Genomic DNA, 14,116 nt, shown 5'->3' with positions numbered 1-14,116 from the left:
TTCCATGCGTTCTCTAACCTTCCACCTGAAAATCCTGATCACCATTCTGGTGCTCCTGGGCGTTTCGGTTACGGCCTATCAGATTTTCGTGCTCGGCATCCCGGTGACCGAAGACGCCACCGACGACTTGTGGAACATCGACGCCAAAGTCGAGTTCGTCGCCAGCACCAAGGATCCAGTGAAGATCCAGATGTTCGTGCCACCGTTGAGCCGCGACTACGTCAGCCTCAACGAGAGTTTTATCTCCAATAACTATGGCGTCGCCGTGAACCGCGTCGACGGCAACCGTAAGGTGACCTGGTCGGCGCGTCGGGCCAAGGGCAACCAGACCCTTTATTACCGTCTGGTGCTGACCAAGCGTTACACCGCCGAAAAATCCAAGATCAAAGGCCCGACCTTCCGCGACAGCATGGCCATCGAAGGCCCTGAGAAAATCGCCGCCGAAGCCCTGCTCGCGCCGATCCGCCAGCACTCCGCCGATGTCGAAACCTTTATTGGCGAGGCGATCAAACGCGTCAACAACGTCAACGACGACAACGTGAAACTGCTGCTGGCCGGCGATCCGTCGACGCCGCACAAAGCCAAAATCGTCGAACTGCTGCTGTCCATTGCCCACGTGCCGGTGGAAAAAGTCCACACCATCCGCCTCGTCGCCGACCAGCCGCAAACGCCGGAACTGTGGCTGCGCAGCTTCAACGGTAATGACTGGCTGTACTTCAACCCGGAAACCGGTGAGCAAGGCCTGCCGACCGATCGGCTGCTGTGGTGGACCGGCGATGAAAACCTGATCACCGTCGACGGCGGCAAGAAAGCCAACGTGACCTTCAGCCTGAATAACAGCGAGATGAACGCGATTCGTCTGGCCAAGCTGACCGACGAAAACACCGACGCCAACTTCCTCGAATACTCGCTGTACGGCTTGCCGCTGCAGACTCAGCAGACGTTCATGATCATGGTGATGATCCCGATCGGCGTGCTGGTGATCCTGATTCTGCGCAACCTGATCGGCCTGCAGACCCTCGGCACGTTCACCCCGGTGCTGATCGCCCTCGCCTTCCGCGAAACGCAGCTGGGCTTCGGCATTCTGCTGTTTACCGTGATCACCGCGCTGGGCCTGTCATTACGTTCGTATCTGGAACACTTGAAGCTGCAAATGCTGCCGCGACTCTCGGTGGTGCTGACCTTCGTCGTGGTGTTGATCGCGGCGATCAGTCTGTTCAGCCATAAGCTCGGCCTGGAGCGCGGTCTCTCGGTGGCGCTGTTCCCGATGGTGATTCTGACCATGACCATCGAACGCCTGTCGATCACCTGGGAAGAGCGCGGTGCCAGCCATGCGATGAAAGTCGCGATCGGCACGCTGTTCGCGGCGTCCCTGGCACACCTGATCATGACCGTGCCTGAGTTGGTCTACTTCGTGTTCACCTTCCCGGCGATCCTGCTGATTCTGGTCGGTTTCATGCTGGCGATGGGGCGTTATCGCGGCTACCGCCTGACTGAACTGGTGCGTTTCAAGGCGTTCCTGAACAAGGCTGATCACTGATGTTCGGTTTCTGGAAGACCTGGAAGGCCTTGGAAGCACGGGGCATCATGGGCATCAATCGGCGTAATGCCGACTACGTGCTCAAGTACAACAAGCGCAGCCTGTACCCGATCGTCGATGACAAGATCATCACCAAGGAGCGCGCCATCAAGGCCGGCATTCACGTGCCGGAGCTGTATGGCGTGATCTCCACCGAGAAGGAAATCGACAAGCTCGACGAGATCATCGGCGGGCGCAACGATTTCGTGATCAAACCGGCCCAAGGCGCTGGCGGTGACGGCATCATTGTCATCGCCGACCGTTTCGAGGGTCGCTATCGCACGGTGTCGGGCAAGATCCTTGCTCATGAGGAGCTGGAGCATCACATCTCGAGCATCCTCACTGGTTTGTATTCGCTGGGCGGCCACCGTGACCGCGCGCTGATCGAATACCGCGTGACTCCGGATCAAATCTTCAAGAGCATCAGCTACGAGGGCGTGCCGGACATTCGCATCATCGTGCTGATGGGCTACCCGGTAATGGCCATGTTGCGCTTGCCGACCCGGCAATCCGGCGGCAAGGCCAACCTGCACCAGGGCGCCATCGGCGTCGGAGTCGACCTGGCCACGGGCCTGACGTTGCGCGGCACCTGGCTGAACAACATCATCGCCAAACACCCTGACACCACCAACGCGGTGGACGGCGTGCAACTGCCCTACTGGGACGGTTTCATGAAACTCGCGGCGGGCTGCTATGAACTGTGCGGGTTGGGGTATATCGGCGTGGACATGGTGCTGGATCAGGAGAAAGGCCCGCTGATTCTGGAGCTGAATGCGCGGCCGGGGCTGAATATTCAGATTGCTAACGACTGTGGGCTGACGTTGCGTACGCACGCGGTTGAAGCGCGGCTGGAAGAGCTAAAGGCGCGTGGGGTGACGGAAACGGTTGAAGAGCGCGTGGCGTTTACTCAGGAGATGTTTGGGCATATTCCTGCTGTGGAAGGCTGAGTATTTTTGTGGCGAGGGAGCTTGCTCCCGCTCGGCTGCGCAGCAGTCGCAAACAAGTTGACCCGGTGTTTCTGAAAAACCGATTTAGCTGGATTTGGGCCTGCTTTGCAGTCCAGCGGGAGCAAGCCCCCTCGCCACAGACAACTAGTCAGCCGCTGCTGATGTGCCACATCCCGACATCCCCTCTAGGAGCGATTCCCTGAGAGGACTACAATCCCCACCCCGCCTCAACGGCCGATCTGCCCCGCCCATGTTGACCTGTTCCGTACACCCACTGCCCTACCGCGCCAATCCCGCCGACTATTTCTCGGCTATCCGCAATGCCCCCGGCGCCGTGCTGCTCGACAGCGGCCGGCCGAGTGCCGATCGTGGCCGTTATGACCTGCTCAGCGCCTGGCCGCTGGAACAACTGGCGGTGTTGCCCGACGAAAGCGGCAGCGTATTCCTACAACGCCTGCGGGATAATCTGACCCGTCTTGGCGAGGCAGATTTGCCAATGGGTTGCGAGCTGCCCTTCGCCGGCGGTTTGATCGGCTACCTGAGCTACGACTTTGGCCGCCATCTGGAAAACCTGCCAAGCCAGGCGCTGGATGATCTGCAGTTGCCGGACGCCCGTTTTGGCCTGTACGACTGGGCGCTGATCAGCGATCACCAGGCGGCCAGCAGCCAACTGGTGTTTCATCCATCCGTAATCGATAGCGAGAAACAGCGCCTGATCGCGCTGTTCAGTCAGCCGGTTGTTGAATCGATGGTGCCGTTCAAACTGGACCAGCCGATGACCGCCGATCTCTCGGCCGACAATTATCGTCAGGCGTTCGAACGCATTCAGCATTACATTCAGGCTGGCGACTGCTATCAGGTCAACTTCGCCCAGCGTTTCCGCGCGCCGTGTCAGGGCGACCCATGGCTGGCCTATTGCGCGTTGCGGAAGGCCTGCCCAACGCCGTTTTCCGGTTTCCAGAGCTTGCCTGACGGCGGTGCCGTGTTGAGCCTGTCGCCAGAGCGCTTCGTCAAAGTCAGCGAACGTCAGGTGGAGACCCGGCCGATCAAAGGCACCCGCCCGCGCGGCCTGACCCCGGCCGAAGATGCGGCCAACGCCGCCGAACTGCTGGCCAGCCCCAAGGATCGCGCAGAAAACCTGATGATCGTCGACCTGCTGCGCAACGACCTCGGGCGCACCTGCCGCATCGGTTCGGTGCGGGTGCCGGAGCTGTTCAGTCTGGAAAGCTATCCGAATGTGCATCACCTGGTCAGCAGCGTCACCGGTGAGCTAGCGGATGATCGCGATGCACTGGACCTGATTGCCGGCAGCTTTCCCGGTGGCTCGATCACTGGCGCACCGAAAATCCGCGCAATGCAGATCATTGATGAGCTGGAGCCGACGAGACGCGGTTTGTATTGCGGCTCATTGCTGTATCTGGACGTGCGTGGCGAGATGGACAGCTCCATCGCGATTCGCAGTCTGCTGGTCAAGGATGGGCAGGTGTGCTGCTGGGGCGGAGGCGGGATTGTCGCGGATTCGGATTGGCAGGCGGAGTATCAGGAGTCGATTACCAAAGTGAAGATCCTCCTGGAAACCCTGAAAAACCTCTAGCTTTTCTGTGGCGAGGGAGCTTGCTCCCGCTGGAGTGCGAAGCGCTCCCAAGATCTTTGCGGCTGCTGCGCAGCCGAGCGGGAGCAAGCTCCCTCGCCACAGGGATTGGTTACAGGCTCAGGTCGCGGTTTGAGGCTTTGAGGAATTCCTGCTTCAGCTCGGCAAAGGTGTGCACCGCAGGAAATTGCGGGAACTCACGAATCACATTCTCCGGTGCATGGAAAAGAATCCCGGCGTCGGCCTCGCCCAGCATGCTCGTGTCGTTATACGAATCCCCCGCCGCAATCACCCGGTAATACAGGCTCTTGAACGCCAGCACCGACTGACGCTTGGGATCTTTCTGACGCAACTGATAGCTGGTCACTCGCCCGCTGTCATCGGTAATCAGACGATGGCAAAGCAACGTCGGGAAACCCAGTTGGCGCATCAGCGGCTGCGAGAACTCATAGAACGTGTCCGACAGAATCACCACCTGGAAGCGCTCGCGCAGCCAGTTGACGAACTCCACTGCGCCGTCCAGCGGCTTCAATGTAGCGATCACTTCCTGGATATCCGACAGCTTCAAGCCGTGCTCATCGAGGATGCGCAGACGTTGCTTCATCAGCACGTCGTAATCGGGAATGTCCCGGGTGGTGGCCTTGAGGGATTCGATTCCGGTTTTTTCGGCGAAGGCGATCCAGATTTCCGGCACCAACACCCCTTCAAGATCCAGGCAAGCAATTTCCACAAGACACTCCCGTTTGTACTGATTATTTGAGTCGAGCGAGGCCGAACTCTAGCGACTCGCATCCACACGCGCAACGCACAGCACGCCCCGAGTCGCGCAGCTTTTTGTTACCATCAGGCCCATATAGAGCGCCCAGCGCCACCGACCTGTAGGAAGCCGCCCTGATGAGTGCAACGTTCGACGTCGTGGAACTCGCCACGACCTATGCCAACAAATCCGCCCAGGACATCCTCAAACTCGCGTTTGCCGAGTTCGGCGATGACTTGTGGATATCTTTCAGCGGCGCCGAGGATGTAGTGCTGGTGGACATGGCCTGGAAGCTCAACAAGAACGTCAAGGTGTTCAGCCTCGACACCGGCCGTCTGCACCCGGAGACCTACCGCTTCATCGATCAGGTGCGCGAGCACTACAAGATCGACATCGAACTGGTGTCGCCGGACTACACCAGGCTTGAACCGTTCGTGAAGGAAAAAGGCTTGTTCAGCTTCTACAAGGACGGCCACGGCGAATGCTGCGGTATCCGCAAGATCGAACCGCTGCGCCGCAAACTGTCCGGCGTCAAAGCCTGGGCCACCGGCCAGCGCCGCGACCAGAGCCCGGGCACTCGTAGTGCCGTGGCAGTGCTGGAAATCGATACCGCGTTCTCCACCCCGGAGCGCACCCTGTACAAGTTCAACCCGTTGGCACAGATGACCAGCGAAGAGATCTGGGGCTACATCCGCATGCTCGAACTGCCGTACAACAGCCTGCATGAGCGCGGTTTTATCAGCATCGGCTGCGAGCCGTGCACCCGTCCGGTTCTGCCCAACCAGCACGAGCGCGAAGGCCGCTGGTGGTGGGAAGAGGCGACGCAGAAAGAATGCGGGTTGCATGCCGGGAATATCATCAGCAAGGCCTGATCTCCAATTCCAGCGACATCTCCTGTGGGAGCGAGCCTGCTCGCGAAGGCGTAGTCTCAGTCGACATCTTCATTGACTGATCCAACGCATACGCAAGCAGGCTTGCTCCCACATTTTGCACCTGCACGACCTTAAAAATGTGTACACACGAATGTCACCATCGGTGCCATTTATGTGTGCACTTTTTTGTTTGCACGCCCTGAAAAGTTACATCCTGCCAGAAAAAACCTCGCCCTCGCCTGCCGCCAAATCCACCCGCCAAAAATAAATAGCTGTTCGAACGGTCAATTTTTAACCACTTATTTTCAAAGAGTTAATGTTCATCGATAACTTTTCGAAATGAGTAACACCGCCTATAGATTCGCGATTGGCACAAATCTGGCTTTAGTGCATACATGTTTTGCATACAAAACTGCTGAACATAAAACCACTTTCGATCCGCAAGCCTGAAGCGCCCTATCCCGTACAGGCTGCAGATGCCCCGTAACCAGTGATGGTTTCACTGCCGCGACGAAGATTTGTCGAGCCTGACGGCTCATGCACAGTCATCGCGGCCCTGAACATCAGGAGCCTGCCGGAATGCGTACAAGTCTCTCCAATAACATCGCGCTGAATCTGCCCGCCTCTGCTCTCGATCAACCGTCGCCCCATGACGGCCTGACCGAGCCGCTGCAACTGAGTCCGCGTCTGCACAATAGTGATCTGGCGCCGACCAAGGCCGAAGGCCGACGCTGGGGCAAATACAGCATCTTTGCCCTGTGGACCAACGATGTGCACAACATCGCCAACTATTCGTTCGCCATCGGTCTGTACGCGCTGGGCCTGGGGGGCTGGCAGATTCTGCTGTCGTTGGGGATCGGCGCGGCGCTGGTGTATTTCTTCATGAACCTGTCCGGTTACATGGGGCAGAAAACCGGAGTGCCGTTTCCGGTGATCAGCCGGATCAGTTTCGGCATCCACGGTGCGCAAATTCCTGCACTGATCCGGGCGGTTATCGCCATTGCCTGGTTCGGCATTCAGACGTACCTGGCGTCAGTGGTGTTTCGCGTATTGCTTACTGCAGTCCATCCCGGATTCGCCGAATACGACCACGACTCGATTCTTGGTCTGTCGTCGCTGGGTTGGGTGTGCTTCGTGGCGATCTGGTTCGTGCAACTGGCGATCCTCGCCTACGGCATGGAAATGGTCCGCCGTTATGAAGCGTTTGCCGGGCCAGTGATTCTGCTGACCGTCGCCGCCCTCGCCGCGTGGATGTACTTCCAGGCCAACGCGACCATCGCCTGGTCGATCCGCGAGCCGCTAACCGGTGGCGAGATGTGGCGCAACATCTTTGCCGGCGGCGCACTGTGGCTGGCGATCTACGGCACGTTGATTCTGAATTTCTGCGATTTCGCCCGCTCTTCGCCGTGCCGCAAGACCATCAAGGTCGGAAACTTCTGGGGTTTGCCAGTGAATATTCTGGTGTTCGCCGCGATTACCGTACTGCTCTGCGGCGCGCAATTTCAGATCAACGGCCGGATCATTGAGAGCCCGACCGAGATCATTGCCTCGATTCCCAACACCTTTTTCCTGGTGCTCGGTTGCCTGGCATTCCTGATCGTCACCGTCGCGGTGAACATCATGGCCAACTTCGTCGCCCCGGCCTTCGTGCTCAGTAACCTGGCGCCGAAGTACCTGACCTTCCGCCGCGCCGGGCTGATCAGCGCGACCATCGCCGTGTTGATCCTGCCGTGGAATCTCTACAACAGCCCACTGGTGATCGTGTACTTCCTGTCGGGTCTGGGTGCCCTGCTCGGCCCGTTGTACGGGGTGATCATGGTCGACTACTGGCTGATCCGCAAAGGCCGGATCGATGTCCCACAGCTCTACAGCGAAGATCCCGACGGCGCTTATTACTACAGCCGCGGGGTGAATTTCCGTGCGGTGGCGGCATTTATTCCTGCGGCGCTGATCGCCATCGTCCTGGCGCTGGTGCCGGGTTTCCACAGTGTCTCGCCGTTCTCTTGGCTGATCGGCGCCGGGATCGCCGGAATGCTCTACCTGATCATTGCCAAACGCCAACCGCACTACGCCGACATCAGCGGCGAATCGATCGCTGTCGACAACGTCTGCCATTAATTCCCTCGCGGCCCGGACTTCGGGCCGCAGAACTGCCCGCTATAAGGATTCCCCCATGCGTATTCTCGTGGTCAACGTCAACACCACCGAATCCATCACCGAGGCCATTGCCCGCTCGGCGCAGGCTGTCGCCTCGCCCGGTACCGAAATCGTCGGTTTGACGCCGTACTTCGGCGCCGATTCGATCGAAGGCAACTTCGAAAGCTACCTGGCCGCTATCGCGGTCATGGATCGGGTGATGGCCTACGATCAACCGTTCGATGCGGTCATTCAGGCCGGTTACGGCGAGCATGGTCGCGAAGGCCTGCAGGAATTGCTCAACGTGCCGGTGGTGGATATCACTGATGCGGCGGCGAGCACGGCGATGTTTCTCGGCCACGCTTATTCGGTGGTGACTACGCTGGATCGCACAGTGCCGCTGATCGAGGATCGGCTGAAACTCTCTGGTCTGTGGGATCGTTGTGCATCGGTGCGGGCCAGTGGTCTGGCCGTTCTGGAATTGGAGCATGAGCCGCAGCGCGCCCTGGAAGCCATCGTGCACCAGGCAGAACTGGCGGTGACGCAGGATAAAGCCGAGGTGATCTGCCTGGGCTGCGGCGGCATGGCCGGGCTGGATGAGCAGATTCGTCGACGTACCGGCGTGCCGGTGGTGGATGGCGTGACGGCGGCGGTGACGATTGCGGAATCGCTGGTGCGCTTGCGCTTGTCGACGTCGAAGGTGCGGACTTATGCAACGCCGCGACCGAAGAACATCATTGGCTGGCCGGGGCGGTTTGCCCGCTGAGATCATCAGCGAAAACCGAGTCGACCCATTCGCGAGCAGGCTCGCTCCCACAGGGGAAATGCATTCCAAATGTGGGAGCGAGCCTGCTCGCGAAGGACGCAACTCGCTATTAAGCCATGCTCAAATCGCACTAAACCGCCGCGCCAACCCCTGCTCCGCAAACTGCTCAATCAGAAAATCAACAAACGCCCGCGTCTTGCCCGGCAGCAATTTGTGCTCGGCGTAATAGATCGAGATATTGCCGTCATCGACAAACCAGTCCGGCAACACCCGCTGCAACCTCCCCGCCTGCAGATACCCGACCGCAAACGGCATGCTCACCAGCGCAATCCCCAACCCTTGCGCCGCCGTGGCACATGCGGCCTCGGAATCACTCAAGGTCATCCGCGCCTTGAGCATCAACGGGCGACAGTTCTGCGGATTGCGTCCGACCAGTTGCCAGGAACGCACACGCCCGGTTTGCGGTGAGCGAATCAAAATGCCGTCGTGATGGTTGAGGTCGTCCGGATCAAGGACCTCGGGATGGGCCTGTAAATAATCGGTGGAGGCCACCAATACCCGGTGCGCCGGACTCAACTTGCGCGCAATCACGCCTGGCGGAAGCTCGAATCCGCCACCGATGGCCGCATCAAAGCCCTGCCCGATCAGATCGACCTGTCGGTTATCGAAATGCCAGTCCGGACTAATCGCGGGATATCGCCGCAGAAACTCACCGAGCATCGGCACGATGTGCAAACAGCCAAACGCGGCGCCCATGCTGACTTTCAGCGTCCCGGCCGGAAGCCCTTCAACACTGGACAGATTGGCCACGGCATTCTGAATCGTCGTCAGACTGCCACTGACCTGATCCAGGAAAAGCTGCCCCGCCTCGGTCAGCGTCAGGCTGCGTGTACTACGCTGGAACAGCCGTACGCCTAGCCGCCCCTCCAGTTTGGCCACACTTTTGCCAACGGCCGCCGGGGTCAGACTCAAGCGTCGTGCCGCTTCGGCGAAGCTGCCGACTTCGGCACTGCGCACGAAGCATTCGATACTGCTGAAGGTTTCCATGATCGTCACTATAAACTTTTGGTTTACACAGACTATAGCAATCATGGTCTACACAGTTGTCGATACCACGCCGATAATCGGCGCCAACACCAAGGCATTCCGCCTTGAACCATCTGGAGATCGAACATGACCACTCAACACCTCGGCGGCAAAGTCGCTCTGATTCAAGGCGGTTCCCGTGGTATCGGCGCCGCCATCGTCAAACGCCTGGCCGCTGAAGGCGCTGCAGTAGCCTTCACTTATGTCAGCTCAACCGCGAAAGCCGAAGAGTTGCAGAACAGCATCACCGCAAGCGGCGGCAAAGCCCTGGCGATCAAGGCCGACAGCGCCGATGCCGCCGCCATTCGCCACGCGGTCAGCGCCACGGTTGAAGCCTTTGGCCGCCTCGACATTCTGGTCAACAACGCGGGCGTGCTCGCTGTCGCACCGCTGGAAGATTTCACCCTGGAAGATTTCGACCAGACCCTGGCCATCAACGTGCGCAGCGTGTTCATCGCCTCGCAAGAAGCCGCCAAGCACATGGGCGAAGGTTCACGCATCATCAACATCGGCAGCACCAACGCCGACCGCATGCCCTTCGCCGGTGGCGGTGTGTATGCCATGAGCAAATCGGCGCTGGTCGGTTTGACCAAAGGTCTGGCCCGCGACCTCGGCCCGCGCGGCATCACCATCAACAACGTCCAGCCTGGCCCGGTCGATACCGACATGAACCCGGCGCACGGTGACTTCGCCGAAAGCCTGATCCCGCTGATGGCGGTCGGTCGCTACGGTAAAGCCGAAGAAATCGCCAGTTTCGTCGCCTACCTGGCAGGCCCGGAAGCCGGTTACATCACCGGTGCCAGCCTGACCATCGACGGTGGTTTCGGCGCCTGATATCCCGCGCTGCCTGAACGAAAAACGCCGCCCCTCTTTTCACAGAGGGGCGGCGTTTTTTGTTTCAGGGGTTCAGGCCCATTCCAGCGCCGGCAAACCACAGGCACTCGGGGTGAACGCTTTTAGCGTGCGAAGAATCCCGTCAGCGTGTGCGTATTTTTCATCAGCCATGGCAGCGTCGGGGATGGCAATGGCCGTCATGCCCGCCGCTTTTGCTGCGGTCACGCCAAACGGCGAATCCTCGAACACCAGGCAATCCTCAGGTGCCACACCCAGACGGCGGGCAGCGGTCAGGAAGATATCCGGTGCCGGTTTCGCCGCGCCGACTTCCGGATCGTCTGCCGTGACGATGAAGTCGAACAGCGCGAACCAGTCGCGGTGCAGGGTGGTTTTCTGCCCGAACGATTGCCGCGACGAACTGGTGCCCACGGCAATGGGAATATTGTGCGCCTTGAGGTGGCGTATCAGTTCCTCGGCGCCCGGCATCGCCTGCGCCTTGGGGAAACGCTCACGCATCAGCGGCTCGCGGATCACCAGAAACTCTTCGGCGGTGATCGGCAGATCCAGCGCCTGCACCACGTAGCTCGCCAGGTCGTTGGCCCCGCGACCAATGATGTTCTGCTTGACGCTCCAGTCGAAGGTGCGCCCGTAACGCTGGGCAATCAGCGAAGTGACTTCGGTGTAAATGCCCTCGGTGTCCAGCAACAAACCGTCCATATCGAAAATCACGGCCTTGATCGGGCCGAACGCCTTCAGCGGTGCATTCATCATCGGATCCGTTAACAAAGACATCCCAGGCGGCAGGTGAACCGCTGCTCGGATCTGATTAAAGGGTTCAGCAGCATAACGAGCGCGACAGACATTGAGCAACGGCCAATGTTTCTTGGGCGATGAACTACTCGCAGGCATTTAGCGAAACATCCTACAGATAACGCCTACTCGCCCGACTTCTTTCCTCTCTGATCCCCAGCAAAGTCCGCGCACCTCTTTCCTCACGTGCGCGAGTGCTTGCCCATGCTTCAACCCGATCGGCTTCTGGCTCTGAACAACAGCATTGGCCTACTCATTGTTGCCGCCCTGAATCCCGACGAGCCGGATTTTGAAAACCTGATTCGCGAGTTCCGCCTGTGCCTGAACAACTACGACGCCTGGGCCGAGCAGTTCTGGACAGGAACCGCGCTGGATGTCGAGCAGGTCTTCACCGTCGGCAACGACGTGCGCCTCAGCGCGCCGATCAAGTCGCGCCAGCCGCTCAGTTCATCGGTGGTCATGTGCTCGGCCAGTGGGACGTTGACGCTGGTGCACATGTTCGACGCCGCGCGGTTTGTGCCGATTGGCGACACTCCCGTTACGCTTGAGCCGGTGATAGCCGATGTCGGCGGTGTGCTGACCTTCGGCGAACCGCTGCACCACACCATCGGCCCAAGCGGCATTCTGCAAGTGACCGATTGCGATCGGGGCCAGCGTTATCGCATCACCTTTTTTCCCGATGTATCCACCGACCATGTGCGTGCTCTTTATACCTCTTATGAAGGTGTCATTGCGGGCCTGGAGGGCTGGTTGCGCGCTGAATGGGCCGGATTTCAGCCGCGGTGGACGGAGTTTTCCAACTCCGGGTTTCTTGACCGTTACGGTCAGTTGCAACAAGCCGATTGGCGCGGGTTCGAGAAAGCCCTGAATGGCGTCTGGGACGACATCAAACAGATATTCGCCCTGCTCGCCGACTTGCAGGCTAACAGCGAAAAACTGCTGGCGTACCTGAGCGACGTCGAACTCGAAGCGCTGCTGCAAGCCTCCAGCGAGGCTATTGCCAATGGCCTGCTGATCCTCAGTGACGAACCGCTGCTGTTTATTCATCTGGCCGCGTTCACCAGTTGGCTGAAGATGCTGCCGCCGCAATACCTGGCTGAAGTGGTGGCCGAGGTTCGTGTCGAACTGCTGATCAGTTTTCTGCTGATGCGCGTGTCGGGTGGCGTCGGCGTGCCGCTGCGTTTGAGCAGCAAGGTGCTGGCGAAGATCAAGTCGCCGCGGGCGCGGGAATGGCTGGCGGCGTCAGCGTTGCGCCTGGCGGAGTTGACGTCGACACCGGAACTGAGCAAACACGCGAGCGCTTTGCGGCCGCTGATGCTTCACGCCCGTGAAGTTGAGTTGAAACCCACGCCGTCGATTCCGCTGAACATCCGTCAGGCCGATTCACTGGTGTTGACGGTGCCGAATCCGGTGCCTGTTGTGCGGGACAAGCCTGGCGGTTCGAGCCGGATGGAACGGCATGAGCCCCACGACGACTCGCCGGATCAGGCGAAAAACCCCAACGGCGACAGCGCCGATTGCGTACCCCGCACCTGCACCAACGGCTGCCCGGTGTCGATGGTCACTGGCGAAGAATTGCTGACCCTGACCGATGCCGTGCTCGACGGCGTGTTGCCGTTCGAGTTCGCGCGGTTGTATCGCAGCAGCGCGGCGGAGATCGATGTCGGCCTGGGCTTCGGCTGGAGCCATTCGCTGGCGCATCGGCTGGCGTTTGAGGGTGACTTCGTTGTCTGGATCGACCACGAAAACCGCCGCACCCGCTTTCCATTACCGAGTAGCGAGCGGCCGGCGATTCACAACAGCCTGTCGCGGGCGGCGATCTTTCTTGGCGATGAACCGGAAGAGCTGATCCTAGCGCTGGCTGGGGACACAGCGCGCTTTTATCACTTTCGCGCAGGACGGCTGACGGCGATCAGCGATGCCTATGGCAATCGTCTGACGGTGCAACGCGATCGGTCTGACCGGGTGCAGCGACTGGACAACGGCGCCGGGCGTTCACTGCTGTTGCGCTATGAGCGGGCGCAGTTGGTCGGGGTCGATTACCAGGTGTTTCGCGACGGTGCCTGGGACAGCGAACAGACGCTGGTCAGTTACCGCTACGACGCCTACCCGCACCTGATCGAAGCGACCAACGCCGTCGGCGACAGCGAGCGCTACGACTACGACGACGCCCACGTGATTCTGCAGCGGCAACTCGCTGGGGGCGCGAGTTTTTTCTGGGAGTGGGAAAGGTCGGGAAAAGCGGCGCGTTGCGTGCGCCATTGGGCGTCGTTCTCGCAGATGGACACGCGTTACGTCTGGAACGACGACGGCAGTGTGGCGGTGCATTACGTTGATGGCACCGAAGAGACTTACGTTCACGACGAGCGTGCGCGGTTGGTGCGCAAGGTTGAGGCGGATGGTGGTGAACAGCTCAAGGCGTATGACTCTTCGGGGCGGTTGATCGCCGAGCAGGATGCCTTGGGTGCGGTCACCGAATACCGCTACGACGAAGTCGGACGGCTGATCGTGCTGATTCCGCCGGATGAGGCGCCCACGTCCTACGAGTATCGCAACGGTTTCCTGTACCGGCGTTCGCGCGGCGACGCGGTGTGGATCTACCGGCGCAATGCCGAAGGCGATGTCACCGAAGCGGTCGACCCCGACGGCCAGGTCACCCATTACTACTACGACACCCGTGGGCAATTGCTGTCGATCCGTTACCCGGACAGCAGTCGGCATCGGTTGGTCTGGAGCAA

11 protein-coding genes are annotated in these 14,116 nt (G+C 59.8%); 8 read left to right on the top strand and 3 right to left on the bottom strand.

Going from position 1 to position 14,116, the window contains the following annotated elements:
* Positions 1-4 precede the first annotated feature (4 nt).
* The 3 genes from rloB to pabB all read left to right on the top strand — a co-directional run bounded on the left by rloB (position 5) and on the right by pabB (position 4,120).
* Positions 5-1,540, top strand: a complete 1,536-nt coding sequence (gene rloB, locus BK670_RS02895) for an osmotic stress tolerance membrane protein RloB (protein ID WP_123448532.1) — start codon at positions 5-7, stop codon at positions 1,538-1,540.
* Positions 1,540-2,526, top strand: a complete 987-nt coding sequence (locus BK670_RS02890; RefSeq protein WP_123448531.1) for an alpha-L-glutamate ligase-like protein — start codon at positions 1,540-1,542, stop codon at positions 2,524-2,526. Before rloB ends, BK670_RS02890 begins: the two co-directional genes overlap by 1 nt.
* 250 nt (positions 2,527-2,776) lie before the next feature.
* Positions 2,777-4,120, top strand: a complete 1,344-nt coding sequence (gene pabB / locus BK670_RS02880) for an aminodeoxychorismate synthase component I (protein ID WP_123448530.1) — start codon at positions 2,777-2,779, stop codon at positions 4,118-4,120.
* Between the two features lie 109 nt (positions 4,121-4,229).
* Here pabB and thrH read toward each other — a convergent pair whose 3' ends face one another.
* The gene (gene thrH, locus BK670_RS02875) at positions 4,230-4,847 is read right to left on the bottom strand and encodes a bifunctional phosphoserine phosphatase/homoserine phosphotransferase ThrH (protein ID WP_123448529.1); all 618 of its coding nucleotides are present in this window, start codon (positions 4,845-4,847) and stop codon (positions 4,230-4,232) included.
* A 164-nt stretch (positions 4,848-5,011) separates the two neighbouring features.
* Here thrH and BK670_RS02870 point away from each other — a divergent pair, with 164 nt between their 5' ends.
* The 3 genes from BK670_RS02870 to BK670_RS02860 all read left to right on the top strand — a co-directional run bounded on the left by BK670_RS02870 (position 5,012) and on the right by BK670_RS02860 (position 8,648).
* The gene (locus BK670_RS02870) at positions 5,012-5,746 is read left to right on the top strand and encodes a phosphoadenylyl-sulfate reductase (RefSeq protein ID WP_123448528.1); all 735 of its coding nucleotides are present in this window, start codon (positions 5,012-5,014) and stop codon (positions 5,744-5,746) included.
* Between the two features lie 579 nt (positions 5,747-6,325).
* On the top strand, positions 6,326-7,864 hold the full coding sequence (locus BK670_RS02865; RefSeq protein WP_123448527.1) for an NCS1 family nucleobase:cation symporter-1: 1,539 nt from the start codon (positions 6,326-6,328) through the stop codon (positions 7,862-7,864).
* A 55-nt stretch (positions 7,865-7,919) separates the two neighbouring features.
* Entirely contained in the window at positions 7,920-8,648 is a 729-nt protein-coding gene (locus tag BK670_RS02860; protein ID WP_095047763.1) for an aspartate/glutamate racemase family protein, read from the top strand.
* Positions 8,649-8,768: 120 nt separating this feature from the next.
* Here the strand turns inward: BK670_RS02860 and BK670_RS02855 are convergent, their stop codons facing one another.
* Positions 8,769-9,695 (bottom strand): LysR family transcriptional regulator, encoded by a 927-nt coding sequence (locus BK670_RS02855; protein ID WP_123448526.1) that lies wholly within the window; start codon positions 9,693-9,695, stop codon positions 8,769-8,771.
* A gap of 126 nt (positions 9,696-9,821) precedes the next feature.
* Here BK670_RS02855 and BK670_RS02850 point away from each other — a divergent pair, with 126 nt between their 5' ends.
* Positions 9,822-10,568, top strand: coding sequence for a 3-oxoacyl-ACP reductase family protein (locus BK670_RS02850; RefSeq protein WP_093431727.1), 747 nt, complete (start codon positions 9,822-9,824; stop codon positions 10,566-10,568).
* A gap of 72 nt (positions 10,569-10,640) precedes the next feature.
* On the opposite strand, the gene BK670_RS02845 is transcribed toward BK670_RS02850, so the two are convergent.
* Positions 10,641-11,336: an HAD-IA family hydrolase gene (locus tag BK670_RS02845; RefSeq protein WP_123448525.1), complete on the bottom strand. Its 696-nt coding sequence runs from the start codon at positions 11,334-11,336 to the stop codon at positions 10,641-10,643.
* Between the two features lie 246 nt (positions 11,337-11,582).
* On the opposite strand from BK670_RS02845, the gene BK670_RS02840 reads away from it, so the two are divergent.
* Positions 11,583-14,116, top strand: a 2,534-nt coding sequence (locus BK670_RS02840) for a DUF6531 domain-containing protein (protein WP_148046999.1), incomplete at its 3' end; no start/stop codon positions are given.

Source organism: Pseudomonas fluorescens (assembly GCF_003732425.1).
Lineage (GTDB): Bacteria > Pseudomonadota > Gammaproteobacteria > Pseudomonadales > Pseudomonadaceae > Aquipseudomonas > Aquipseudomonas fluorescens_BE.
The sequence above is the reverse complement of the archived record's forward strand: the minus strand, read 5'-3'. Positions and strand labels throughout refer to the sequence as shown.

Bases quoted from the DNA above. Each gene is read 5' to 3' on its own strand.
- rloB (WP_123448532.1), top strand. From the start codon at position 5: ATGCGTTCTCTAACCTTCCACCTGAAAATCCTGATCACCATTCTGGTG.
- BK670_RS02890 (WP_123448531.1), top strand. From the start codon at position 1,540: ATGTTCGGTTTCTGGAAGACCTGGAAGGCCTTGGAAGCACGGGGCATC.
- pabB (WP_123448530.1), top strand. From the start codon at position 2,777: ATGTTGACCTGTTCCGTACACCCACTGCCCTACCGCGCCAATCCCGCC.
- BK670_RS02870 (WP_123448528.1), top strand. From the start codon at position 5,012: ATGAGTGCAACGTTCGACGTCGTGGAACTCGCCACGACCTATGCCAAC.
- BK670_RS02865 (WP_123448527.1), top strand. From the start codon at position 6,326: ATGCGTACAAGTCTCTCCAATAACATCGCGCTGAATCTGCCCGCCTCT.
- BK670_RS02860 (WP_095047763.1), top strand. From the start codon at position 7,920: ATGCGTATTCTCGTGGTCAACGTCAACACCACCGAATCCATCACCGAG.
- BK670_RS02855 (WP_123448526.1), bottom strand. From the start codon at position 9,695: ATGGAAACCTTCAGCAGTATCGAATGCTTCGTGCGCAGTGCCGAAGTC.
- BK670_RS02850 (WP_093431727.1), top strand. From the start codon at position 9,822: ATGACCACTCAACACCTCGGCGGCAAAGTCGCTCTGATTCAAGGCGGT.
- BK670_RS02845 (WP_123448525.1), bottom strand. From the start codon at position 11,336: ATGAATGCACCGCTGAAGGCGTTCGGCCCGATCAAGGCCGTGATTTTC.